Raw genomic sequence first — 22712 nt, 5'->3', positions numbered from 1 at the left:
CTGTAATCATTACTCAAGACATGGTTATTAAATCGTTTGCAGGTATTTTAATTTAACACCATCAATTTTATCAAATTTACTTAAAACCTGATTGAGTTGTGCTTTTCTCACTTCAAATTTCAATATGCAATTGGTGTCAAATTGCTGCCCTAATATCTGCAAGTTTTCTTCTTTGCTCAACTTCATTACCTCGTTCATGTGCAGGTATTCGAAATAGGCTTCGTAAACATCATTAACTGTTTTGTTGATAATGACAGCTGCTTTAATTGCCTCTATACTAGCAGATTTATATGCGTTAATTAAACCAGGAACCCCCAGTAATGTGCCTCCAAAATAACGAACAACCACCATCAGGATATTAGTCAGATCTTCTGATAATAAACAATTCAGGATTGGCCTGCCTGCAGTACCAGAAGGTTCGCCATCATCATTCACCCTAAAAACTGACCGGTCAGGCGTTAGGCGATAAGCATAACAAAAGTGCCTGGCCTTGGCATGTTCTGCACGTAAACTGGTGATAATCGGTTTCACTTCTTCCTCGCTACGGATTGGGTAGGCATAAGCAATAAATTTGCTGCCTTTATCTCGAAATATACCTTCTGAAGTACTTTCGATGGTTTTATATGAATCATCGAACAGCATTTTGCGATAGTGTAATAAAGATAACGGCTGCAATTGCCAAAATTATACCTGCATAATTTAATTTGCTTAGTTTTTCTTTAAAAACAATTACGCCAATTAAGGTACCTGCAATAATGACCCCTAAATTCATGGCTGCAAAAACGGTAGATGGATTTTCGGCTAAGGCTTTATGGGCCTTCATATAAAAAAGGATATTTCCAAAATTAAAGAACCCTAGAATAAGTCCGCAAACCACATTTACCAGCTGTATTTTTATTTTGCCGGCCAGCACCATCGAAATTACGATAAGCAATGAAACGATAAAAGCCAGGCAAAAAACAGTAAAAAGGGATGTAGTATAAGGCAATTCCTTGTATAATGCAATTTGTTTAAAAAGGACATCGATTACCCCAAAACCAATGAAAACCATAACGGGATATAGGAGTCCTACTTTACTGCTTTCTTCATGATCAGATTTCCGAATAAAAGTTAAGAAAATTGCCACAAAACCTATTGCCAGACCAATAATTTTAAGGTTATTAAAATCTTCTTTAAAAATAAAATAAGCGGCCAGTATCGGAATAAATAGCGATAAACGCTGCGCAATGTCGGTTTTAACAATGCCCAGGTTTTTTACCGAGGCAGCAAGGAATAAAAATATCGATGGCAATAGAATAGCTAAGGCAATATAAATCGACCATGGCGCGCTAGAGGTAATCAGTTTAACATCAGGCTTGAAGAATAGAAAGCATAAGCTTAATGCAGCAAGGTAATTGATAGTAACGGCTTGAATAATACTGATTTGGTATCGCTTGGCCAGTTTTAATAAAACGGCCACAGTAACACTGCAGCAGATGCTTAAAATAATGTAAATCATTTATTTGATGTCGTTTAGATAGATAGAGAGTTTGTCATTTCCAATTTGTACAGTGTCTTGCAAATTTCCATTAATGGCTGGCGAGGAAACTCCCTCATTCCAACTGTTAGATGAAGTAAAAATACGCGCTTCATCCCATAGGTTGGTACTTAAAAATTGATTTAAAATATTTGCGCCACCTTCAATAATTACCGATTGTATATCCATCAGGTAGAGCTGAAAGGCAACTTTTTGCGCTAAATAAAAGTGCATATCTTCCATTTGGATATAATGGATATTCTCTATTACATCGGTTTTAACCTCATTAAAGATAATGGTTTTGGCCGCTGTATTGAAAATATGGTTTGTGACTGGCACCTGAAGGTTTTTGTCGATTACCAGACGAATGGGATTTTTGCCAGGCCATTCACGCGAAGTTAACTGCGGATTATCCATTATCGCAGTTTGTTTACCGATCAGGATGGCATCTTCTTCGCTACGCCATTGGTGCGCCAAACGTTTGGCCAGGGCACCGCTAATCCATTTCTGGTGACCATCTTTTGTCGCAAAATAGCCATTTGCGGTTTCGGCCCATTTTAAGATGATATATGGCCTTTGCTTTTGGATCCTGGTAAAGAACCTTCTGTTGAAATAGCGACATTCATCATCTAAAATTCCACTTAACACTTCAATTCCCGCATTTTTGAGTTTCTCGATACCTTTGCCGTCAACTCCAGAAAAAGGGTCTCTGTTGCCAATAACTACCTTTTTTAACTGATGTTTGACCAGCAAATCTGCACAGGGAGGTGTTTTGCCAAAATGCGCACAGGGCTCCAGGTTTACATAGGCAGTAGCTTGTTTTAATAAATTTTCAGCCTCATTGCCAAAGTGATCAAATACAGCTTTAATGGCATTGGGTTCGGCGTGCGATTTTCCATATTCCTGATGATATCCTTCTCCAATAATTTTGCCGTCTACCACAATAACACAGCCAACCATTGGGTTCGGACTAACGTTACCCAAAGCCAGGGCCGCTAAGTCCAGACAGCGTTTTATATAAAATTCATCGCTCATTAGCGCAAAAGTAGTAAAAAAAGAGTCATGGCCTTACCAAAACAGCGCTGTTATCATCTCAATTAAGTAATTTTGTAAATATGAAGATAGGAGAACTAGCCGAGCATTACGAACTAGAACTTGAGCCATTATATGATAGTAATGAAGCAAAAGCATTATTTAGTATTGCTGCTGAGAAGGTTTTAGCCTTATCTTCCGGTAAACTGATCATGCAAAAGAATATTGATGTGAGTTTCATCAACATGCAAAAACTCCTGAGTATCCTTAACGATTTGCAGATTGGAAAACCTATTCAACACATTTTAGCAGAAGCCCATTTTTATGGCGCTGTTTTTAGCGTTAATGAGCATGTGCTTATTCCGAGGCCGGAAACAGAAGAACTGGTAGATTGGATTATTTCAGATAACCGTTCGCAGTTTTCAGTTAACAGTAACCATAAAATCAGTATTCTAGATATCGGAACCGGTTCTGGATGCATTCCCATCACACTTAAAAAACATTTACCAAAAGCTGAAGTATCTGCATTGGATGTTTCTGCTCATGCCATTACTGTAGCCAAACACAATGCTGAACGGCTGGGAGAGCAGATCAGGTTTATTGAAGCCGATATTTTGACTTTCAGATCTGAAGAAAAATTTGATATAATCGTAAGTAACCCGCCTTATATCAGGGATTTAGAAAAGGCAGATATGCATCATAACGTATTGGTTTATGAACCCCATTTAGCCTTATTTGTTCGTGACGAAAACCCATTGATATTTTATAAAGCTATTGCTGAGTTTGCAAAAACTAACCTAAAACCTAACGGACAACTTTATGTCGAGATCAACGAATATCTAGGTAAAGAAACTGTTGAAATGTTAAAAGATAAAGGCTTTGTAAATATTGAGTTAAGGCAGGATATGCAAGGGAAGGATAGAATGGTGAGTGCTGAAATTACTAAAGTTCTTTAAAATCCAGCTTAGATTTAGTTAATTCAATAATATCATTAAATTGTAACTCACTTGTTTCAGACTTATGCAGCATGAGAAATATTTTTTTGTCAATTAACAATATAAAGAAATCATTACTAAGTGAGTAATTTGAGAAAGCTTCCCATTTTAAATAATATCGCTTTTCTTTATCAAAATACTTAAACTCATTATCAGTAAATTCGTAAGTATAAATAAAATTCTGTTTCTCATGTTTTTCACCCAGGGCATCCATTTCTCTAAAAAAAAGAGTTCGTACATTTATAATTCTTAATACATAATTAAATGTTAATATAAAAAGTATCACTCCAACTATTCCGTAAAAAGAGGAGCTTGGTCCCTTATCGATGGCAATTAAAATCATTAATCCAACTGTTAGTATAATATAGATGAGCAATTTTATATAGCTTTTTTTATATTCTAATCTAAATTTAAGTTTATTACTTTTAATGAAAATGTGTTTATCAAATGGAACCGTAATACTAATCATATTTTAATTTATTTATAGTTAAGCCCTCGGATGAAACTGCGTAATGACCTCTCTTAAATAGTCTCTGTCGATGTGCGTATAAATTTCTGTGGTGGTAATGCTCGAATGGCCAAGCATTTCCTGTACGGCTCGTAAATCGGCACCTCCTTCAATTAAATGGGTAGCGAATGAATGCCTTAAGGTATGAGGACTAATCGTTTTCTTTAATCCTGTAGAAATGGCCAGGCTTTTAATCAGGTTAAAAATTGAAATACGCGAAAGTTTAGCACCAAAACGGTTTAAAAAGATAAAATCTTCATGTCCTTTTTTAATATTAGCATGTACACGCACTTCATTGATGTAAATATCAAGCAATTTTAACGCTACACTTCCAATAGGGATCAAACGTTCTTTATTTCCTTTTCCAATTACTTTTATAAATTCAATCTGCGGAAATACATTTGAGATCCTGAGTTCGGTTAATTCTGTTACACGCAAGCCACAGCCGTACAATACTTCCATAATGGCTTTATTGCGCATGCCTTCGGGTTTTGAGGCATCTATGTCCGCAATAAGTTCGTTAATTTCGTAAATGTTTAATGTATCAGGTAATTTTCTGCTGAGTTTTGGTGCTTCAAGCAGCGCTGTAGGATCGTTCGAAATCACCTCCTCGAGCATTAAATAGGAGAAGAAAGCTTTTAATCCTGATATTACCCGAGCCTGCGTACTGGCTTGCATACCCAGGTCATTCAGCCAGGAGATAAAAGATTTTAAATGCGTTATGGTTATATCTGTTAGTTTGGGTTCCTCATTTAAAGATTGAAAAAACTGGATCAGTTTATCAATATCGCTCAGATAGGCATCAACAGAATTGCCGGATAACGACCGCTCTAACTTTAAATACGATTTAAATCCTTTAATATATGATGGCCAAAGCATGCTTTTATTTGAGATTTTTTATAACATTGCAACGTTACAACATTATATTATGAAAATACAAATTATTAACGGCCCAAACTTAAACTTATTAGGCGTTCGCGAACCATCTATTTACGGAAACACCAGTATTGAAGATTATATTAAAGAATTAAAAACGGTTTATCCGGATATTGAAATTGAATATTATCAGAGTAATGTTGAGGGCGAGATTATTAATAAACTGCATGAAGTTGGTTTTAGTTATGATGGGGTAGTGCTCAACGCCGGCGGTTATACACATACTTCAGTAGCGATTGCTGATGCGATAGCAGCGATTAAAACGCCTGTAGTTGAAGTACATATCTCTAATATTTATGCCCGTGAAGAATATCGTCATGTTTCTTTAACCGGGAAAAACTGTCAGGGCGTTTTAACAGGCTTTGGCATGAAGGGGTATCGTTTGGCTATTGAAAGTTTGTTGATTTAAAAACTGGCGTCATTCCCGCGCAGGCGGGAATCTTAAAACTCATGCATTACGGACGATCCACAACTTACTTCTTACTTCAATTCCGAAAAATATTTGATTTTCTTAATAAAAAATGCCCATACAACGCTGTTATTGTATACTCCGCTATGTTCACTATATGCTTTTTGAACGCTTTTGCGCTTTTTATTCGTTTTTGAAAGCGATTTAAGAAAATGCCAATGACCTTTGGTCACTGCCATGGTGAATTTAGGTTTTCCGGTTAGCAAAAAGTGCCACCATGCAACAAAATCAATAAACATCCTGATTGTAATTCGGAAAATGGCATCGCCAGCAGGTAGGTTTTTCTGCATGATGATGAGGTTGTTCCTGAAATTGAGATAGGTTTTAAAGGGATTCTCCGTTTGTAATGTTCCGCCACCTACATGGTAAACTTCGGCATCCGGACAATACATAATCTTATAATCGAGGTTTTTTAAACGCCAGCAAAGATCAATTTCCTCCATATGTGCAAACAGATCAGCATCTAAACCTCCGGCTTCTTCCCAACATCTGCTTTTAATGAAAAATGCAGCTCCACTTGCCCAAAAAACTTCCGTTTGATCATTGTACTGATCATGATCAAACTCATATACATTAAACATTCTGCCCCGGCAGAACGGAAAAGAGTAGATGTCCAGATACCCTCCGGCAGCGCCTGCATATTCGAATTGTTTTTTGTTTAACTGCCATTTAATCTTAGGTTGTGCTGCGGCAATCTGTGCATCGCTTTCCATCAGGTCAATCACTGGCTGTATCCAGTTGGGAGTTACCTCCACATCCGAATTGAGCAGGATAAAGTAATCAGCCTCAACACGTTCTAAAACCTTATTGTAGCCGCCTGCAAAACCATAATTCTGATCGTTCCGGATAATTTTAACGGTAGGGAAGTTTTCTTGCAGAAATGAAACAGAATCATCGGTGGAGGCATTATCGCCCACCACAATTTGAAGATTATCATATTCAGAAAGCAAAACTCCTGGTAAAAATTGCTTTAAATATGCTTTTCCATTCCAGTTTAAAATTACAACGGCTACAGATGGGTTCATTCTTTTTTATTCGGGTTTAAATTTCCAGCGTTTATGGCTCCAAAGCCAGTATTGCGGCTGTTCTTTAATAATATTTTCTAAAAACTTAAAGTGTAGATCGGTAATTTCGAATTCATGCATTCGTTCCGGATCCAGGCACATGGGCAAAACTTCTATGTGGTAATAGCCTTTTTTAACTACGTTCACTTTAAAATAGTATATCGGTCTTTTAGTAGACTTCGCAATTTTTTCTACTCCTAAAAGTGCCGCAGTGGGCTGATGCAGAAAATTTACATAATATTTCGTTTCTTCTCTGGTAGGCGATTGATCGCTTGCAAAACATAAAAGCGTGGGTTCGTTTTTATAAGCGGCTATTCCCCGCAAAGTTTGTCGCATGGCGATAAAAACATTCCCATATTTTGTCCGTGCATAATCGAACCACTTTCCAAAAACTTTATTGCTAATGGGTTTATAAATCACCATGGTTTTGGCAGAGATATTTAAGCCCAAAGCTAAAGTACCCAATTCCCAGTTTCCATAATGGCCTGTGCAGGCAAGTACACTTTCTCCAGCTTTAAAATGAGCTTCTAGTTGCTCCAAACCCGTAAATTTTACGCGTTTTAACGTTTCGGCTTTCGAAATGCTGGTCATTTTAATGATTTCGAAAATAAGCTCGGCCAGATACAGGAAGAATTTTTTCTCAATAGCCTTAATTTCGAGAGGAGCTTTTTCAGGAAAAGAGTGGGTTAAATTCTGTCTGACAACTTTTTTTCTATAGCCTATTACGTAATAAAGCAGATAATATAGTAATCTTGCAAAAAAAAAGAGCAAAGGTAAAGGCAGCAGCGATAACAGGTATAAAAAAAATACGCCAACGTGCGCAATCCCTCTTTTAATCATTATTTTTAAAACGTTTCAACTACAAACATAAATTTTCAAATGCAGAATACAGCTATACTTCCATTATTTTATCTTCCACCAGTGGGCTATTTTACTTTATTACAAAAACTTGGGACAGATTTTTTAATCGAAAAACATGAACATTTAGCTAAGCAGACTTACCGCAACAGGGCCAGTATCTATTCTCCCAATGGAAAACTGGATATTACCGTTCCTGTGGTTAAAGGCTCAAAAACACACACGCAAATGAAAGATGTGCGGATTAGTTATGATTTTAAATGGCAACGTTTACATTGGTTAAGCCTGGAAAGCTGTTACAGAAGTTCAGCCTATTTCGAGTTTTATGAAGACGAACTTTCGCGCTTTTATACCAATAAATTCGAATTTTTGTTCGATTATAACCTCGAACTGCTAGAGTGGCTGAGCAAAAAGCTAAAACTAAATAAAACCTTCGAGGTGACCACCGAGTATTTTGATGATATAGCGCCGGAGCTGGATTATCGTACCATCATGAATCCTAAAAAAGAGGAAGATATTGTAAACAATAAGCCATATTATCAGGTTTTTGAAGATAGACATCAATTTTTGCCCAACTTAAGTATTGTTGATTTGTTGTTTAACCAGGGCCCGCAAGCCCGGCTATATTTATAATGTATGGGAAAAAACAAGCCGCGTAACCGCCATAAGCACTATAAAGTTCCAGCACCAGGTACCAGTCCGGGTTTATATACTATTGATGAAGATGCATTAAAACCAATTATTGTACTTCATACTTATAACGAAAAGAGTTATAAAAAAGTGGAACTGGAGAACATCAATAATATTGATAAACTGATTGAAAATAAAGATTTTTGTTATTGGTTTGATATAAAAGGATTGGGTGATCCGAATATATTTGAAACGCTCTATTCAAAGTTAGATATCAGCAGGCTGGTACTGGAAGATATTACCAGTTCTTACCAGCGCCCTAAGCTGGATGAATATGATAACGATAAGTACATTTTTGCGGTAAGCAGGCATCTGTTTTTAAACGAAGAGAATACTTTAAATAATGATCAGATCTCTTTTATCTTATCAGAGCGTACAATGATCACCTTTCAGGAAACTTATGCTGATTGTTTTGAACCTGTAAGGAAACGTTTGGAAATAGGAAAGGGCAATATTCGTATTGGAGGCATTAGTTACCTGATGTATGCCATTATGGATGTTATTGTGGATAATTATTTTGCCTTATTAAATTTCTGGGGTGAAGAGCTGGATACAATTGAAGACCGTTTATACGATCATCCTGACCGGAGAATCATGTACGATACACAAGCTATTAAAAGGTCTTTAATCACGATTAGGAAAGTGGCCTGGCCGGAGCGGGATAAACTGAATGATATTATCCGTACTGATAGTCCCTTAATATCCGATCTGACCAAAACTTATATGAAGGATGCTTACGATCATTGTATCCAGATTATTGATTTTATAGAATCACTGAAAGAGATTGCTTCTGCCAATATCGATATGAATTTATCGATTATCAGCAACCGGATGAACGAAATTATGAAGGTTCTAACCATCATCTCATCAATTTTTATTCCTTTAACCTTTATTGCAGGGATTTATGGAATGAATTTTAGCAGGGAAGATCCTACAACCGGAAAAATACTGAAAGATAATATGCCCGAATTATACGCGGAACATGGTTACTTGTATACCTGGATTGTAATGGCTGTGATTGCGGTTTTGCAGGTAATTTATTTTTGGCGTAAAGGCTGGTTTAAATAAGGTTTTGTGTTTGTACCAATTATTGGTATATTTAGAAATAAATAAGTAATCATGGGGCGAAATACATCAATATTATTAGGCGATCATTTCGATAATTTTATCAGTGAAAAAATAGCGTCTGGGAAATTTAATTCTGCCAGTGAGGTAATTAGAACAAGTTTAAGGCTGTTAGAGGAAGAGGAGAAGCAAATTGAACTGTTGCGCGAAGCTTTAAAAATAGGGGAGGAAAGTGGGTTCGTTAAAGATTTCGATCCTGTAAAGCACTTGGAAAAGTTACACCGCAAACATTTATAATGGTTAATTACCGTATTAGTGAAGCTGCGCAAGTAGATTTAGAAGATATTTGGTTATATACGTTTAAAAACTGGTCTAAAGATCAGGCAGATCGATATTACAGTTTATTGCTCGATGAGTGTGAATATCTATCAAACCATTTTGAACATGGAAAGATAATGGATCATATATTAAAGGGATATAGATGTTCATCGGTTAAATCACACTTAATATTCTACAAACTGGGTGAGGATGGTACAGTAGAAATAATTAGGGTTTTGCATCAAATGACTAATATTAAAAGTCACTTATTGTAAAAAATCAATTTTTAATATTTGTAGCTTTAGGGCGTTTTTGGTTAGGTTATAGATGCAGTCATTCGAAATAGATAAAAGCGACGTACTCAAGGTTAAAAATGCAATTTTAGCTGGTGATGAAACTCTAAAAGTAGTTTTAGAGGAATACCATGCCTCAGAAATTGCGATTTTGTTTGAACGTTTGGATAAATCCGAACAACAGCATATTATCAACCTGCTACCGGCAGAAATAGCTTCCGAGATTATTTCTGAGATGGATGAAGAATCCCATCCTGAAGATTTACTTTTTCAGCTACACCCTGATAAACGTACCGAGATTGTTGAAGAACTGGATTATGATGATGCGACCGACATTATCTCCCAGCTAGAAGACCACGAACAGAACGAGATTCTAGAAGACCTGACCGAAGATCACGCTTCAGAAATCCGAAACCTTTTAACTTACGACGAAAAAACCGCGGGTGGTTTGATGAACACAGAACTGATCTGTGTAAACATTAACCTCACCAAAAAGGATGCGATTGATGAGATTATCCGTCAGAGTGAAGAAATGGAGGAGTTTTATACCATTTACGTGGTTGATGACGAGGAAATTTTTAAAGGTATAGTTTCGTTAAAAGACATCATTAAAGCGAAACACAATGCCAAGATAACCGAGTTGGTTAAAATAGATGCCGTTTATGTGCACCCTGATACCGATCAGGAAGAAGTGGCCAACCTGATTTCGCAATATAACTTAACCAGTATTCCGGTAATAGATGATCACCAGAAATTGCTGGGTAGGGTAACTTTCGATGATGTGATCGATGTAATGGAGGCAGAAAGTACAGAAGATATCTTGAAAATTTCGGGGGTATCGGAAGATGAGGAATTGAGCGGTAACTGGGTTGAAGCGGTAAAATCGCGTTTACCATGGTTAATCATCAACCTGGGTACGGCTTTTTTAGCATCTTCAGTGGTGCGTTATTTCGATCCTACTATTAAACTCATTCCTTCTTTAGCAGCTTATATGACCATTATTGCCGGGATGGGTGGAAATGCTGCTACCCAGGCACTTGCAGTAACCGTGAGGCGTATTTCGCTATATGATTTAACAGATAAGCAAGCTTACAGAACCGTTTTGAAAGAGTTTACCGTGGGCTTAATTAACGGTGCAGCTAACGGATTAATTGTATTTATTTTTGCTTTCTTTTTTGACGGAAATCCGATGCTCGGTTTGGTTATCTTCCTGGCTATGACGGGTAATTTGGTTATCGCGGGGATCACAGGGGCGGGTATTCCGCTTATTTTAAAACGGGTAGGTATCGATCCCGCCATTGCATCATCTATAATTATTACTACTTTTACCGATGTTTTTGGTTTCCTATTAATTTTAGGATTGGCCAGTAAACTTTTACTATAATCAGGAGTTACTTGATTTTTGGATTTCAAGATTGAATGCTTGCAAAACTAAATTGAGCACCTGTTAATTTAACTAAGACTACATAAATTAAAATCTGTAAAATCTGATCCCGATGCAAAAAACAAGACACGATTGGACAAAAGAAGAAATACACGAAATTTATAATAGACCATTTTTAGATCTGGTTTATGAAGCCGCAACCATTCACAGAGAAAATAAAGATTATAATGAAGTTCAGGTAAGTTCATTAATTTCGATCAAAACCGGTGGCTGTGCTGAAGATTGTAGCTATTGCCCCCAGGCAGCCCGTTACCATACCGATTTAGAAGTGCAACCGCTCATGCAGGTTGGCCAGGTTGTTAGTGCTGCCGTTAAAGCAAAAGAGGGTGGAGCATCACGTTTATGTATGGGAGCTGCATGGCGCGAAGTACGCGATAACCGCGATTTTGATCGGGTGATTGAAATGGTTAAAGCTGTGAATGATATGGATATGGAAGTTTGCTGTACTTTAGGCATGCTGACCGAAAATCAGGCACAACGCTTGGCTGATGCTGGTTTATATGCATATAACCATAACATCGATACTTCTGAAGATGATTACAAACGTATTATTTCGACCAGAACTTACGATGATCGCTTAAATACCATTAAAAATGTGCGTAAAGCTAAATTAACCGTATGTAGTGGTGGTATTATCGGTTTAGGTGAAACGGTAGAAGACCGTGTTTCGATGTTACAGACTTTATCAAACATGGAAAAGCACCCTGAATCAGTTCCGGTTAATGCTTTGGTACCCGTAAAAGGTACTCCTTTAGAAAATCAGCCACGTGTTCCAATCTGGGATATGGTAAGGATGATTGCTACCGCACGTATCGTTATGCCAAATTCGGTGGTACGTTTATCGGCGGGTAGAAATGAAATGAGTACGCTGGAACAAGCTTTTTGCTTTATGGCTGGTGCAAGTTCTATTTTCGCAGGCGATAAATTATTAACGACGCCAAATCCGGCATTTATAGATGATATGGCAATGTTTGAATTGCTGGGCCTGAAAACCCGCGATGCCTTTAAAAATGGCAGACCAGCAAATACAAGGATCGAACAGGAAGCTGTTTAATTAAATATAAAGTAATAAAAAAGTCCCGGTTTTGATCGGGACTTTTTTGTTTCTGGTTATTCCTAAGGTCAGATATTTCTATCTCATACAATTTGAAATTTTAGCATTTAGTCATTCAGAGGTTAACACCCGACTTACACTATACCGCAGTAACTCTTACCTCAATATTTCCCTTTGTCGCTTTAGAATAAGGACAAGCCCTATGTGCCTTGTCCGCTAAAGCCTGTGCTTCCTCATGCGAAATTCCAGGAATGTGAACATCCAGGTCTGCTGATAGCACAAAGGAGTTTCCATCTTTATTAAACGAAACTAATACTTTCACATTGGCCTCACTAATGTCAACACCCTCGCGTTCTGCAACCGAGCCTAGTGCACCTAAATAACAAGGCCCCCATGCTGCAGCAAATAGTTCTTCAGGGTTGGTTGCGCCACCTTGTCCGCCCAGTTCTTTTGGTTTTCTTAAATCAAAATCTAAAATTCCATCGCTCGATTTAATGTGCCCGTCTCTTCCTCCAGTAGCTGTAACTTCAGCTGTATATAGCTTTTCCATAATTTTTTCTTATTTGATTACTCTAACAAACTACACCTGTCTTTGTTTTTAGTCAGCTAAAAGACTGCCTAAACATACCATTAAAGGCGTAAATGGACTTAGTGTAAACATGTAATGACTATTTCATGTAAAAAATAAGTATTTCATCTGATTTTAAGCCTGCATCAAAGTTTAGTAAAAGTATTGTTTTGTAATTTATAAATAGTTACAGGATGATTGTATATTTCTTATTATCAGTGTGTTGCGTTCTTTGTTTCTTTGATCGATAAAGTGTAGTATTTGTAAACACTTTTTTATATCGCAACCGTTTCGTGTAAAAAACCATGACTTTAAGCTGACACTATAACTGTGGATACACTAAAACAATATTTTTACTTCGTAACTATTTAAATCGTCCCAACTTTGATTAGTAGATTGCTTTTGATGCTGATCGTAGTAAGTTTTACCTGGTCAGCCAAATTATGTGCACAATCCTGTCCGGAGAATATTGGATTTGAGAATGGAAATTTTCAGAACTGGAAGATTTATGCGGGTTCAATTGCAATCGAGAATAATCAGAATGTAGTAACCATGAATGAGGTGGCCAAACCAGTTTCCGGAAGGCATACCATTATCAACAACAAAAATTTAATGGATCCGTATGGTGGTTTTCCTTTAATTCCACCTTCAGGAGGAAACTTCTCCGTTAAATTAGGGAATAACGTAACGGGCGGTCAGATTGATGGAATTTCATACCTGATGACCGTTCCAACAGACCGACCAGAATTTACCTTAACCTATCAATATGCGGTGGTACTGGAAGATCCTATACATGAACCCTTTGAGCAACCCCGTTTTATTGCCAGAATAAAAGATGTAGCGAAAAATGAATATATCTCTTGCGCATCTTTCGAATATGTTTCTACCTCATCGCTGCCTGGTTTTAAAAAATCGGCCGATTATGAAGGCGTAATTTACAAAGATTGGTCGCCGGTAACCATAAATTTATCTGGCTATCAGGGCAAACAGCTGTTAATAGAATTTGTGAGTACCGATTGTTCGCGGGGAGCGCATTTTGGTTATGCTTATGTAGATATCAATAATGTTTGCGGAGATCCGATCACAGGAAATACTTACTGTGCAAGTGCCAATGCACTTGATCTTTCAGGGCCAAGCGGTTTTCAGACATACAACTGGTATAACGAAGACCGATCGGTGAAATACGGTTCAGGTCAATCTATTAGTATAAAACCCAAGCCTGCTGATGGTTCCAAGGTAGTGCTGGATTTGGTACCTTATACGGGTTTTGGCTGCCCAAGCACCATTAGCACTTTAATTCATGGTATAGATTACGAACTTAAAGTTTTAGCAAAGGATGTAGTTTGTCAGAATGCTGAAATTGATCTTTTAAGCGCCAAATACATTTTAAATAAATCAGATGATTTTACCTATCTGGTTTGCGAGGACAAAGATTTAACCAAACAGATCAGCGGACCGATAAAAATACTGGCCGATAAAACTTTCTACATCAAGGCTGCCAATAATAAAGGTTGTGAAAGTGTGGTTCCTATCCATATTTCGGTATTTAATGCAGCAAATATTGCCGTTAAAAATCCCGGCGCAGTTTGTTACACGGAAAGTGTAGATATTACAAAACCCGAATTATACCTTGGTGAATTAAGTGGGATTACAAAGTCTTATTTTAGCGATGAGGCCGCCACAAATACGATTGCCGATCCACAGCATATTGCTGTATCTGGCCGGTACTTTGTTAAACTTTCCAATGAATTTGGTTGCAGCAAAATTGTTTCAATTGATGTTATTATTAAAGATAAACCTGTTTTAAAAATAAGTAATCCGAAACCTGTATGCATTAGCGCGAAAGTGGATATTACTGCAGCAAAATATTTCTCTGGAAGTGATGTTACCTTTAAATACAGCTTTTATACAGATAAAGAATTAACTCATCTCTTAACAGATCCTAAACAGGTTGATAAATCTGGTACATATTATGTAAAAGCAACCAATGCGGATGGATGTACGGTGAGTGATCAGATTGAAATCACGATTAGTGACATGCCGGTGCTCCATATCAAAAATCCTGAAACAGCATGTTATCCAGACAAAATAGACATTTCTAATCCAGCGCTTTACGTTGGATCAGGCGATCATTTAAGTTATTCTTATTTCTACGACGAAGCATTAACTAATCAAATCAATTCTCCTAAAGCCATTGCAAAGGCAGGAACTTACTATGTTAAAGCTTCGAATGATGGCGGCTGCTTTACTTCTGGTAAAATAGAGGTAAGTTTCAATACCGCACCGACTATTGTACTCAATAAGCCCAAGGCTGTTTTTGATAATGGATTTGTCGATTTAACAGCAAAAGAAATTACCAAAGGAAGTAGCGAGTTTGTAAAGGCTGGTTATTTCCAAGATGCTGATTTAAAAAGACCTTTAAATGATCCTACAAAAGTGAACAGGGCGGGGATTTATTATATCTCTATACAGAACGAAAAAGGCTGTACAGCGTCTGCATCAATCGAAGTGGAGATTTTGCCACAGCCGAAAATCGTTGTTCCAACGGCGTTTACACCACAGAAAGAAACCAATAACCGCTTGTATCCCTTTTTAGTGGGCATTCAGAAGTTAATCAGTTTTAAGGTATACAACAAATGGGGAATTTTAGTTTATCAGAGTGCCGATTTGGCCAATGGAGGCTGGGATGGACAGTTTAAAAGTAAAATGCAGCCGCTGGAAACATTTTCCTGGTTTGCAGAAGGCATTGATATCTTCGGCGGTAAAATTCAATCAAAAGGAAAAACTATACTCATATTATAATGTACAGATCGCTTCTCATTTTATGTTTAAGCCTTACTACAATATGTTGTTGGGCACAAGACCCGAAGTTTTCGCAATACTTCGCTGCACCTTTAAGTCTAAATCCTGCATTTACAGGTTTTTTTGATGGCGATTATAGAATTGCAGCCAATACAAGGCAACAGTGGGGCAACTTAGGCGATCCTTATAATACCTACAGTGTATCTGGCGATGTAAAGCTGGTGGACGACGAAGATTTCATCAACAGCTATTTCAGTTTAGGCTTAAGTGGTTTGTTTGATGAATCTTTAAATAAAGCCTTAAAATCGCAATACATCAGTGCCAGTGTTTCATACTATCAATACATGGATGAAGAGCATCGCTTTAAGTTTGGTTTAGCTCCACAGCTTTCTTATGTTTCGAAGTATTTAGATTACAATAAACTTACCTTTGCCTCTCAATATAATGGCGGGGGTGGTTTTGATAGTTCGATGCCAAACTACCTCGATTTAAAGAACGATAAAACCTCCTATTTCGATTTAAATATTGGCGCTAATTTCGCGGCTAATTTCGATTATTGGAGTGTGGCTGTAGGTTATGCACAATATCATTTAACAAAACCTCAGGAGGCCATGTTAAGCAACAGCAGCGATGTGGTTTCGGCTCGTAAAACCGTTAATTTAGGTTTGCTTTACCTGCTTAACAATAATGTCGATTTAAATTTTACGGGTGTTTATAATGCCCAGAAAAATAACAAGGATGTTATTTTTGGTACTGTTTTAGGTTTAAAGCCCGGCGATGAAACTAAAATGAAACTGAATTTTGGCATGTGGTTTAAATTTAACGAAGCTTCATTTTATCCTTATGTTGGCGTAGCCATGGGTAATATCAGTGCTGGTATTAATTACACGGTTTATGGAAGTAAATTAATGAGTGCTACACCGCGTACCTACGAGCTGTCTTTTATCTATAGGCATAACAACTTTAAAGGCTTTAAAGTGCCTTGTCCTAAGTTTTAATTCTGGAATGCTTTCTCGTTAACTAAAGCTTAATTTTTACCGATAGTTTGTAAATATCGTAAGCTACTTTCTGGATAAGATCAAATTGCTCCGGAACCAGGTCTTCACCTTTCTGTATGGTTAAGCCCGTATCATTTAGCCTGATTAATGGTACATTATCAATGGTACTGGTTCCCTTTTCCAGGTTATCAATAGAAGTATCCAATAAATAATTGGTGTTATTGGCAATTGGTTTTAAGGACTCGAAGCTTTCGAAGATAAATTGATGCTCTTTATTGTAGAGCGAAAGGGTTGCAACATAAGAAGACAATAAATGGCTAAGTGCTGTAAACTGATGCACTTCTTTAATAAACAATTGTTTGCTTTTTGGTTCAGAAAACATTCTTTGAAACAGTGATGCCAAATTTGCCGTACTTACATACACTTCTTTCCGGGCCAGTTTATATTCCGTTCTATTGTAGTTTTTCTCAAAATACAGTTTAATGACCTGGTCATAATAAGCCTTGTTTGCTTTTAGAATATCTACCATCGCCTCCTTGAGCTTTTCATGCTCCCAGGTCGGAAATAAGGAATAACTGGCCAATAACGCAATGCCAGAGCCTATAAAAGTATCGTAAATCCTTTCACGGGCAAGTGCTATCGATCCCATGCCCAGAAAATCGAATAGAATTAAGATATAGGGCGTCATAAATAACACACTCACGACGTAATTTTTCCTTTGAAAACTATAACAACCTATCATGCAAATCAATAGGATTATAAATAAAGTGTTCCGATCGTGGATGTAAGTAATTACGCCCATACCAATAAAGGCACCGGCAGTGGTGCCGATTAAACGTTGATAATTACGTTCTTTGGTTAAACTAAATCCTGGTTTCGAAATCACCAGAATGGTGAGCAGAATCCAGTAACTATGTGAAAAATTGAGGATTTGTGCAACTATAAAACCCAGTAACATCACCACAGTAACCCGTAACGAATGCCTGAACGTAGAAGAGGTGTAGGTTAAATTCTCCGTAAACAGTTTAAAATCGAATTTTTGCCTGGTGATAAATTTCTCTGTATCTACCTCAGCCTGCCTGATGTCTTTGCTGTTTCTGATTTTAAAATAGCTGAAAATGGTTTTAACCCTGGCCAGTATATTTTCGATATTCACTTCGATGTTTTTCAAAGCAATAATGCCCAGGGTATTGTACTCCTGATTTTGATTATTCTTTTCCAGATCGTTGATTTTGATCTTTAACCTCTCGATCTCAATCAGCAAACGTTTCGAAACAATGGGAGTTCCTCCACTTTTTAAGGCAAATGCAATATCGTCAAGGGCATAAGAAATCCGTTTAATGGCCATCTCATAATCTGATAATATCCCTGCTTTATCAAACTGATCATGCAGCTGCTGATAATTATAATAAGTAGACATGACCTGTTCGAACAGATCGACCATATCTACAAATACGAGCAAAAGGAATCTACCCTCGGGGGTAGAATCTCTCACAATTTCGCGGGTTCTAAACAATAATTCCCTTACTGCATCCTGTTTTTCGTGAACAGCAACCTGAAGCTGTAGCAGATCAGAATAGGTTTTATCATAATTGTTATTTTGATGGTAAAACTTGGCCTTTTCGCGTAGAAACTCAGCAACCTCTAAAATAGAATCGCTTAACGATTGCTGTACCAAACGGAAGGGACGTAAGCGGTACACAAAATAGCTTAAACCGGTGTACCAAAGGCTACCCGCCAGGATCAGAACAGCATGTAACAATACTTCTTGCCATGGGCGAACATCATCAATACTCAATACCATGATTAGTAAAACTGCGGTACCAACTGATGCTGCCCTGAGACCGTAGATGTAAAACATCGAAAATACAAAACTAGATACCGCCAGTAAAAAGCCAATAAAATAATGGTTCTTGTTGGTTAAACCTGTTATGATGGAAAAGGTAAAGATAAGCGCGGTGGTAATTAGCATCGCATTTCTTCGGTGTACCATAGGCCCCGGACTATCTACCACACTAACACATAAAGCACCTAAAGATAGCGTCATGCCATACTTTAACATGCCAAACTGGGCGAAAATTAAAGAGGGGAGCAGTACACCAATGGTAATGCGGAGACCGTCGGCAAAATACGTACTCAATAAAAAGTCTTGTATATTTCTAATGGGTTGCCTAATCTGCATGTTACAAAAATAACATAATAGCGAAGTTTTTTGTTGCGATTAAAATTAAGTTTTTTGCTTTTTTTTAACTTTTAAGCAGAAAACAGGTAAGCTGTTGATTAACAAAATATTATAAAATGTTTGTAAGTGCATTTTTTAAAATGTTAATAAAGCTGAAGTAAACCCGTAATGCTGTATGAAAACAATGATTTTGTGGATTTAATTTGTTGATAACCAGTGTTTTTAGGTGGATAACTTTGTTTATAAAAACGTTGATTTTTCTCTTGACAAATTGATGTTTTCGCCCTAAATTAGTTTATATCAAATACGAAGTACTTTGAATTCTGATAAAACGAGCCAAAAGAGATAAGGAACCGAAAGGGAAATTGTTTCGGAGCGTTTACAGGGAAAACGATTAATTTCTGAAAGGGTTAAACCAAGTAAGGATATATATAACCATCGAAAGATTGGACGATAAGAAAATCGCACAGGCCCAAACAGAGATTATGGAAAACTACGAAGTTTACGGACGGGCGAGTTGGAAATAAATTTTCACGAGTCGCAAAAGTTGCAAAACCTAACGATACCGGAAAAATCAAAGTAACAAGAATTAGATGCTTTAAAATACGACTACGGTTGTTTTTAGAGTTAAAACGGGGAACTGAATCGAAAGAAGAAGGACCCCGTTTTTATTTTGCCTAAAATTTAGGTTTTCGATTAAAAAAGAATAGCGAATCCTTCCGCATATTATCCCTAAAATATTAAATTTACCAAATGGCCAAAAAAGGTAAATCAATCTCCAATCCATCAAAAAAGATATTCGTTTTAGATACCTCGGTTATTTTATACGATCATGATGCGATAAATAACTTTCATGAGCATGATGTAGCGATTCCTATTCAGGTTTTAGAAGAGCTCGATAATTTTAAAAGCGGTAACGATACCCGTAATTTTGAGGCCAGAAGTTTTATCCGCCTCATTGATGAAACTTCAAAACAAAAACTGATCAGCGATTGGATTTCGCTAAAAAGTCCCGGCTCAGGAAAATTTAAGGTCGTTTTAAATGAAAAGCCTCTAACCATCAATGCGGAAGAAGTTTACGGCAAAGGTAAAACCGATCACAAAATTTTAAACGCCGCTTTAAGTTTAAAAGAAGAATATCCTGATAAGAGAGTGGTGCTGGTATCGAAGGATATCTGCCTGAGGTTAAAAGCGAAAGCCTTAGATTTAAATGCAGAAGATTACGAAACGGGCAAAATTAAAAATGTAGATGAGCTTTACGCCGGTAAAACAGAACTTATAGATTTTCCGGTTGACATTATTGAGGAAGTCAAAAAACAACCTTTTATAAATGCGAGTGAAGTAGAATTGCCACCTAAAAATGCCAATCACTTTTACATTTTAAAGAACAAGAGAAAAACTGCCAACGTATTTTATAACAATAGTTTAAAAACCATTTCTGCAGTATCTACCGATCCGATATTTAAAATCAAACCTAAAAATATCGAACAGGCATTTGCCATCCATGCGCTTTTAGATCCCGAAATTAAATTGGTAAGTATCCAAGGGAATGCCGGTACAGGAAAAACATTATTGGCTTTGGCGAGTGCTTTAGAACAACGTAAAAATTTTAGACAGATTTATGTTACCCGCCCAATCGTTTCGCTAAGCAATAAAGACATCGGTTTTTTACCAGGCGATGCAAAATCGAAAACTGATCCTTTTATGGCACCCATTTGGGATAATCTGCGTTTTATTAAAGAGCAGTTTATCGGCGACGATAAAATGTCGGAAAAAATTGATGAACTGATAGTAACCGAAAAGATAGCGATTGCACCTTTGGCTTTCATCAGAGGAAGAACCCTCACCAAGATTTTCTTTATTATTGATGAGGCACAGAATTTAACGCCGCATGAGGTGAAAACGATTATTTCGAGGGCAGGTGAGCATACGAAAATTGTTTTTACCGGCGATATTTACCAGATTGATACACCTTATCTTGATTCGGAAAGTAATGGTTTATCGTATTTGATCGAAAACGCGAAAAATCACCCGTTGTATGCGCACATAACTTTGCATAAAGGAGAAAGAAGCGAGTTGGCTAATTTAGCGAACGAGTTATTGTAAATGCTGTACGTTTCCTGCAGATTTAGCAGAAAAGGACTACAGGCCTTAGGTCATCCTGACCTGTAGCACAGCGGAAAGCTACACAGTAACCCGAGCTTTAAGCGAGCTCACCGAAGGTAATTTATTTCAGGGGCTTAAGCGTAATAGCTTAATGGTATTTCTTCAAACTCCTCAAACAGATAAACAAACCAATTAAAGTTAACACAGCACTCAATATAAACGGTGCACCTGGAAAATAAACCGGCGCTTTTCCTTCAATAAAATAGGCAAAAATATGGGTCATTACCCAGGGCGCAAATATGGCTGCTAAACTTTGTAAACCCGTTAAAACGCCTTGCATTTCGCCTTGCGCATTCGAAGGTACCTGGTTCGAAATCAAGCCCTGCATGGCCGGTCCGCATATGCCGGCTAAACCATAAGGTAGCATAAAGGCAAACATCATCCAGCCTTTGGTGGCAAAAGCGAAAGCAATAAAGCCAATGATGTATAAAATGAGACCAAAGTAAACGGCTTTCTTTTCTCCAATTTTGGGCAGGATTACCCTGATTAAACCACCTTGCACAAGGCCCACTACCAGGCCTACAAAACCTAACGAATAACCTACCCACGCCGCATCCCATTTAAATTTTTCCATGGTGTAAAATGTCCAGTTGGATTGAACAGAGTGACTGGCAAAGTATAACAAGAAAAGGGTAGCCATTAGCCCTAACAATGCAGGGTATTTTCCAATGCTGACTAACGAACCAATTGGATTTGCTCTTTTCCAGTCAAAAGCCCTGCGTTTTTCAACAGGTAAAGATTCTGGTAATATAAAATAACCATAAAGCCAGTTAATTAACGATAAACCTGCTGCAATCATAAATGGAACCCGGGTACCAAAATGGCTAAAAGCACCACCTAAAACTGGTCCTAATATAAATCCGACACCAAAGGCGGCGCCAACCAAACCAAAATTCTGTGCTCTTTTTTCCGGCGGGGAAACATCTGCAATGTAGGCTTGTGCAGTTGTAAAACTAGCACCTGTAATACCGGCAATAATCCGCCCTACAAATAACCAAACAATAGAAGGAGCGAAGGCTAAAAAGATATAATCAATACCAAGGCCAAATAAAGAGCTTAACAATACGGGTCTGCGGCCATAGCGATCACTCATTGCACCTATAATTGGCGAAAAAATAAATTGTACTGATGCATAGGCAAGTGTGAGCCAGCCACCATATTCTGCTGCTAAACCGAAGCCGCCTCCGGTAAAATCCTGTATAAGTTTAGGTAAAACCGGAATGATTAGCCCAAATCCTGTAAAATCGATCAGGAGGGTAACCATAATAAAACTCATTGCAGATTTCTTTCCGTTTGCCATTATATTTAATTTGAAACGCAAAAGTATCAGAATTACTTAATATTGTAAATTTTAGTTCTCTACAAAGCTGTCAGGCTTTAAAAAACATTCCATTACAATTGTTGGAAAGCAGTTGCTGCATTTTGTAGGTAAATGTGATCCCGCCCCCGCTTCTGCCGATAAACCACTACGAAACAGTAAAAATATGGCTTCAATCGGCATCCCGCTATGGTCGGGTTTAGGCGGCCGCCACAGTGCGACTATTTGTTTTCAATAAACCTGATATAGCGGAAAGCCCATGGCGAGGCACGAGCGAGGACTTGCAGCGGTAGCAGGACTGCAGGCCGCCACTAACACAAACCTTATATTTCTAAAAAACCTTACCAGCCCAGTTTATTTATTACACCATGAAACGCCTTAAACTGGCCTTCAGTAAATTAAAATTTCGTCAGGAATAAAAAACCTATATCCAGGG

At 37.5% G+C, this 22712-nt stretch carries 21 protein-coding genes; 11 read left to right on the top strand and 10 right to left on the bottom strand.

What is annotated here, in order from left to right; translation table 11 throughout:
- Window positions 1–27: 27 nt before the first annotated feature.
- From AC04QZ_RS03830 to ribD, 3 genes are read right to left on the bottom strand one after another with little or no spacing between them, the layout of a single operon-like run.
- A complete protein-coding gene (locus AC04QZ_RS03830; protein WP_478356642.1) occupies window positions 28–642 on the bottom strand; it encodes an IMPACT family protein in 615 nt (204 codons plus the stop codon).
- Window positions 629–1498, bottom strand: coding sequence for an EamA family transporter (locus AC04QZ_RS03825; protein WP_478356641.1), 870 nt, complete (start codon window positions 1496–1498; stop codon window positions 629–631). Before AC04QZ_RS03825 ends, AC04QZ_RS03830 begins: the two co-directional genes overlap by 14 nt.
- Window positions 1499–2551, bottom strand: coding sequence for a bifunctional diaminohydroxyphosphoribosylaminopyrimidine deaminase/5-amino-6-(5-phosphoribosylamino)uracil reductase RibD (gene ribD, locus AC04QZ_RS03820; RefSeq protein ID WP_478356640.1), 1053 nt, complete (start codon window positions 2549–2551; stop codon window positions 1499–1501).
- Between the two features lie 80 nt (window positions 2552–2631).
- Between ribD and prmC the strand changes: the two genes are divergently transcribed.
- Entirely contained in the window at window positions 2632–3504 is an 873-nt protein-coding gene (prmC, locus tag AC04QZ_RS03815) for a peptide chain release factor N(5)-glutamine methyltransferase (RefSeq protein WP_478356639.1), read from the top strand.
- Here the strand turns inward: prmC and AC04QZ_RS03810 are convergent.
- Both AC04QZ_RS03810 and xerD read right to left on the bottom strand, forming a co-directional pair.
- Window positions 3491–4012 (bottom strand): hypothetical protein, encoded by a 522-nt coding sequence (locus AC04QZ_RS03810; protein ID WP_478356638.1) that lies wholly within the window; start codon window positions 4010–4012, stop codon window positions 3491–3493. The two genes, prmC and AC04QZ_RS03810, sit on opposite strands and share 14 nt — an antisense overlap.
- 18 nt (window positions 4013–4030) lie before the next feature.
- Entirely contained in the window at window positions 4031–4930 is a 900-nt protein-coding gene (gene xerD / locus AC04QZ_RS03805; RefSeq protein WP_478356637.1) for a site-specific tyrosine recombinase XerD, read from the bottom strand.
- A gap of 49 nt (window positions 4931–4979) precedes the next feature.
- Here xerD and aroQ point away from each other — a divergent pair, with 49 nt between their 5' ends.
- Window positions 4980–5396, top strand: a complete 417-nt coding sequence (gene aroQ / locus AC04QZ_RS03800) for a type II 3-dehydroquinate dehydratase (RefSeq protein ID WP_478356636.1) — start codon at window positions 4980–4982, stop codon at window positions 5394–5396.
- A gap of 71 nt (window positions 5397–5467) precedes the next feature.
- On the opposite strand, the gene AC04QZ_RS03795 is transcribed toward aroQ, so the two are convergent.
- Both AC04QZ_RS03795 and AC04QZ_RS03790 read right to left on the bottom strand, forming a co-directional pair.
- Complete coding sequence (locus AC04QZ_RS03795) at window positions 5468–6481, bottom strand: glycosyltransferase family 2 protein (RefSeq protein ID WP_478356635.1); 1014 nt, start codon at window positions 6479–6481, stop codon at window positions 5468–5470.
- A 6-nt stretch (window positions 6482–6487) separates the two neighbouring features.
- The gene (locus tag AC04QZ_RS03790) at window positions 6488–7360 is read right to left on the bottom strand and encodes a lysophospholipid acyltransferase family protein (RefSeq protein WP_086546451.1); all 873 of its coding nucleotides are present in this window, start codon (window positions 7358–7360) and stop codon (window positions 6488–6490) included.
- A 39-nt stretch (window positions 7361–7399) separates the two neighbouring features.
- Between AC04QZ_RS03790 and AC04QZ_RS03785 the strand changes: the two genes are divergently transcribed.
- The 6 genes from AC04QZ_RS03785 to bioB all read left to right on the top strand — a co-directional run bounded on the left by AC04QZ_RS03785 (window position 7400) and on the right by bioB (window position 12242).
- Window positions 7400–8011 (top strand): WbqC family protein, encoded by a 612-nt coding sequence (locus AC04QZ_RS03785; RefSeq protein WP_478356634.1) that lies wholly within the window; start codon window positions 7400–7402, stop codon window positions 8009–8011.
- Between the two features lie 3 nt (window positions 8012–8014).
- Window positions 8015–9136 (top strand): magnesium/cobalt transporter CorA, encoded by a 1122-nt coding sequence (gene corA, locus AC04QZ_RS03780; protein WP_478356633.1) that lies wholly within the window; start codon window positions 8015–8017, stop codon window positions 9134–9136.
- Between the two features lie 51 nt (window positions 9137–9187).
- Window positions 9188–9430 carry a type II toxin-antitoxin system ParD family antitoxin gene (locus AC04QZ_RS03775; RefSeq protein WP_478356632.1) on the top strand — a complete coding sequence of 81 codons (243 nt, stop codon included), beginning with the start codon at window positions 9188–9190 and terminating at the stop codon, window positions 9428–9430.
- The gene (locus AC04QZ_RS03770; protein WP_478356631.1) at window positions 9430–9726 is read left to right on the top strand and encodes a type II toxin-antitoxin system RelE/ParE family toxin; all 297 of its coding nucleotides are present in this window, start codon (window positions 9430–9432) and stop codon (window positions 9724–9726) included. The genes AC04QZ_RS03775 and AC04QZ_RS03770 overlap by 1 nt, the downstream gene beginning before the upstream one ends.
- A gap of 52 nt (window positions 9727–9778) precedes the next feature.
- Complete coding sequence (gene mgtE / locus AC04QZ_RS03765; protein WP_086546447.1) at window positions 9779–11128, top strand: magnesium transporter; 1350 nt, start codon at window positions 9779–9781, stop codon at window positions 11126–11128.
- Window positions 11129–11240: 112 nt separating this feature from the next.
- The gene (bioB, locus tag AC04QZ_RS03760) at window positions 11241–12242 is read left to right on the top strand and encodes a biotin synthase BioB (RefSeq protein ID WP_086546446.1); all 1002 of its coding nucleotides are present in this window, start codon (window positions 11241–11243) and stop codon (window positions 12240–12242) included.
- A 139-nt stretch (window positions 12243–12381) separates the two neighbouring features.
- On the opposite strand, the gene AC04QZ_RS03755 is transcribed toward bioB, so the two are convergent.
- Window positions 12382–12792, bottom strand: a complete 411-nt coding sequence (locus tag AC04QZ_RS03755) for an organic hydroperoxide resistance protein (protein ID WP_086546445.1) — start codon at window positions 12790–12792, stop codon at window positions 12382–12384.
- A gap of 402 nt (window positions 12793–13194) precedes the next feature.
- On the opposite strand from AC04QZ_RS03755, the gene AC04QZ_RS03750 reads away from it, so the two are divergent.
- A complete protein-coding gene (locus AC04QZ_RS03750; RefSeq protein ID WP_478356630.1) occupies window positions 13195–15612 on the top strand; it encodes a hypothetical protein in 2418 nt (805 codons plus the stop codon).
- A complete protein-coding gene (locus tag AC04QZ_RS03745; RefSeq protein ID WP_478356629.1) occupies window positions 15612–16610 on the top strand; it encodes a PorP/SprF family type IX secretion system membrane protein in 999 nt (332 codons plus the stop codon). The genes AC04QZ_RS03750 and AC04QZ_RS03745 overlap by 1 nt, the downstream gene beginning before the upstream one ends.
- Before the next feature lie 22 nt (window positions 16611–16632).
- On the opposite strand, the gene AC04QZ_RS03740 is transcribed toward AC04QZ_RS03745, so the two are convergent.
- Window positions 16633–18792 carry an FUSC family protein gene (locus AC04QZ_RS03740; RefSeq protein ID WP_478356628.1) on the bottom strand — a complete coding sequence of 720 codons (2160 nt, stop codon included), beginning with the start codon at window positions 18790–18792 and terminating at the stop codon, window positions 16633–16635.
- A 753-nt stretch (window positions 18793–19545) separates the two neighbouring features.
- On the opposite strand from AC04QZ_RS03740, the gene AC04QZ_RS03735 reads away from it, so the two are divergent.
- Window positions 19546–20898, top strand: coding sequence for a PhoH family protein (locus tag AC04QZ_RS03735; RefSeq protein WP_478356627.1), 1353 nt, complete (start codon window positions 19546–19548; stop codon window positions 20896–20898).
- A 148-nt stretch (window positions 20899–21046) separates the two neighbouring features.
- On the opposite strand, the gene AC04QZ_RS03730 is transcribed toward AC04QZ_RS03735, so the two are convergent.
- A complete protein-coding gene (locus AC04QZ_RS03730; protein ID WP_478356626.1) occupies window positions 21047–22258 on the bottom strand; it encodes a TCR/Tet family MFS transporter in 1212 nt (403 codons plus the stop codon).
- Window positions 22259–22712 lie beyond the last annotated feature (454 nt).

The sequence above is a fragment of the Pedobacter folensis genome (assembly GCF_056490665.1).
This window is presented reverse-complemented; position numbering and strand designations above follow the sequence as displayed.

Coding starts and splice junctions, on each gene's coding strand:
- AC04QZ_RS03830 (WP_478356642.1), bottom strand. CDS start 642: ATGCTGTTCGATGATTCATATAAAACCATCGAAAGTACTTCAGAAGGT.
- AC04QZ_RS03825 (WP_478356641.1), bottom strand. CDS start 1,498: ATGATTTACATTATTTTAAGCATCTGCTGCAGTGTTACTGTGGCCGTT.
- ribD (WP_478356640.1), bottom strand. CDS start 2,551: ATGAGCGATGAATTTTATATAAAACGCTGTCTGGACTTAGCGGCCCTG.
- prmC (WP_478356639.1), top strand. CDS start 2,632: ATGAAGATAGGAGAACTAGCCGAGCATTACGAACTAGAACTTGAGCCA.
- AC04QZ_RS03810 (WP_478356638.1), bottom strand. CDS start 4,012: ATGATTAGTATTACGGTTCCATTTGATAAACACATTTTCATTAAAAGT.
- xerD (WP_478356637.1), bottom strand. CDS start 4,930: ATGCTTTGGCCATCATATATTAAAGGATTTAAATCGTATTTAAAGTTA.
- aroQ (WP_478356636.1), top strand. CDS start 4,980: ATGAAAATACAAATTATTAACGGCCCAAACTTAAACTTATTAGGCGTT.
- AC04QZ_RS03795 (WP_478356635.1), bottom strand. CDS start 6,481: ATGAACCCATCTGTAGCCGTTGTAATTTTAAACTGGAATGGAAAAGCA.
- AC04QZ_RS03790 (WP_086546451.1), bottom strand. CDS start 7,360: ATGATTAAAAGAGGGATTGCGCACGTTGGCGTATTTTTTTTATACCTG.
- AC04QZ_RS03785 (WP_478356634.1), top strand. CDS start 7,400: ATGCAGAATACAGCTATACTTCCATTATTTTATCTTCCACCAGTGGGC.
- corA (WP_478356633.1), top strand. CDS start 8,015: ATGGGAAAAAACAAGCCGCGTAACCGCCATAAGCACTATAAAGTTCCA.
- AC04QZ_RS03775 (WP_478356632.1), top strand. CDS start 9,188: ATGGGGCGAAATACATCAATATTATTAGGCGATCATTTCGATAATTTT.
- AC04QZ_RS03770 (WP_478356631.1), top strand. CDS start 9,430: ATGGTTAATTACCGTATTAGTGAAGCTGCGCAAGTAGATTTAGAAGAT.
- mgtE (WP_086546447.1), top strand. CDS start 9,779: ATGCAGTCATTCGAAATAGATAAAAGCGACGTACTCAAGGTTAAAAAT.
- bioB (WP_086546446.1), top strand. CDS start 11,241: ATGCAAAAAACAAGACACGATTGGACAAAAGAAGAAATACACGAAATT.
- AC04QZ_RS03755 (WP_086546445.1), bottom strand. CDS start 12,792: ATGGAAAAGCTATATACAGCTGAAGTTACAGCTACTGGAGGAAGAGAC.
- AC04QZ_RS03745 (WP_478356629.1), top strand. CDS start 15,612: ATGTACAGATCGCTTCTCATTTTATGTTTAAGCCTTACTACAATATGT.
- AC04QZ_RS03740 (WP_478356628.1), bottom strand. CDS start 18,792: ATGCAGATTAGGCAACCCATTAGAAATATACAAGACTTTTTATTGAGT.
- AC04QZ_RS03735 (WP_478356627.1), top strand. CDS start 19,546: ATGGCCAAAAAAGGTAAATCAATCTCCAATCCATCAAAAAAGATATTC.
- AC04QZ_RS03730 (WP_478356626.1), bottom strand. CDS start 22,258: ATGGCAAACGGAAAGAAATCTGCAATGAGTTTTATTATGGTTACCCTC.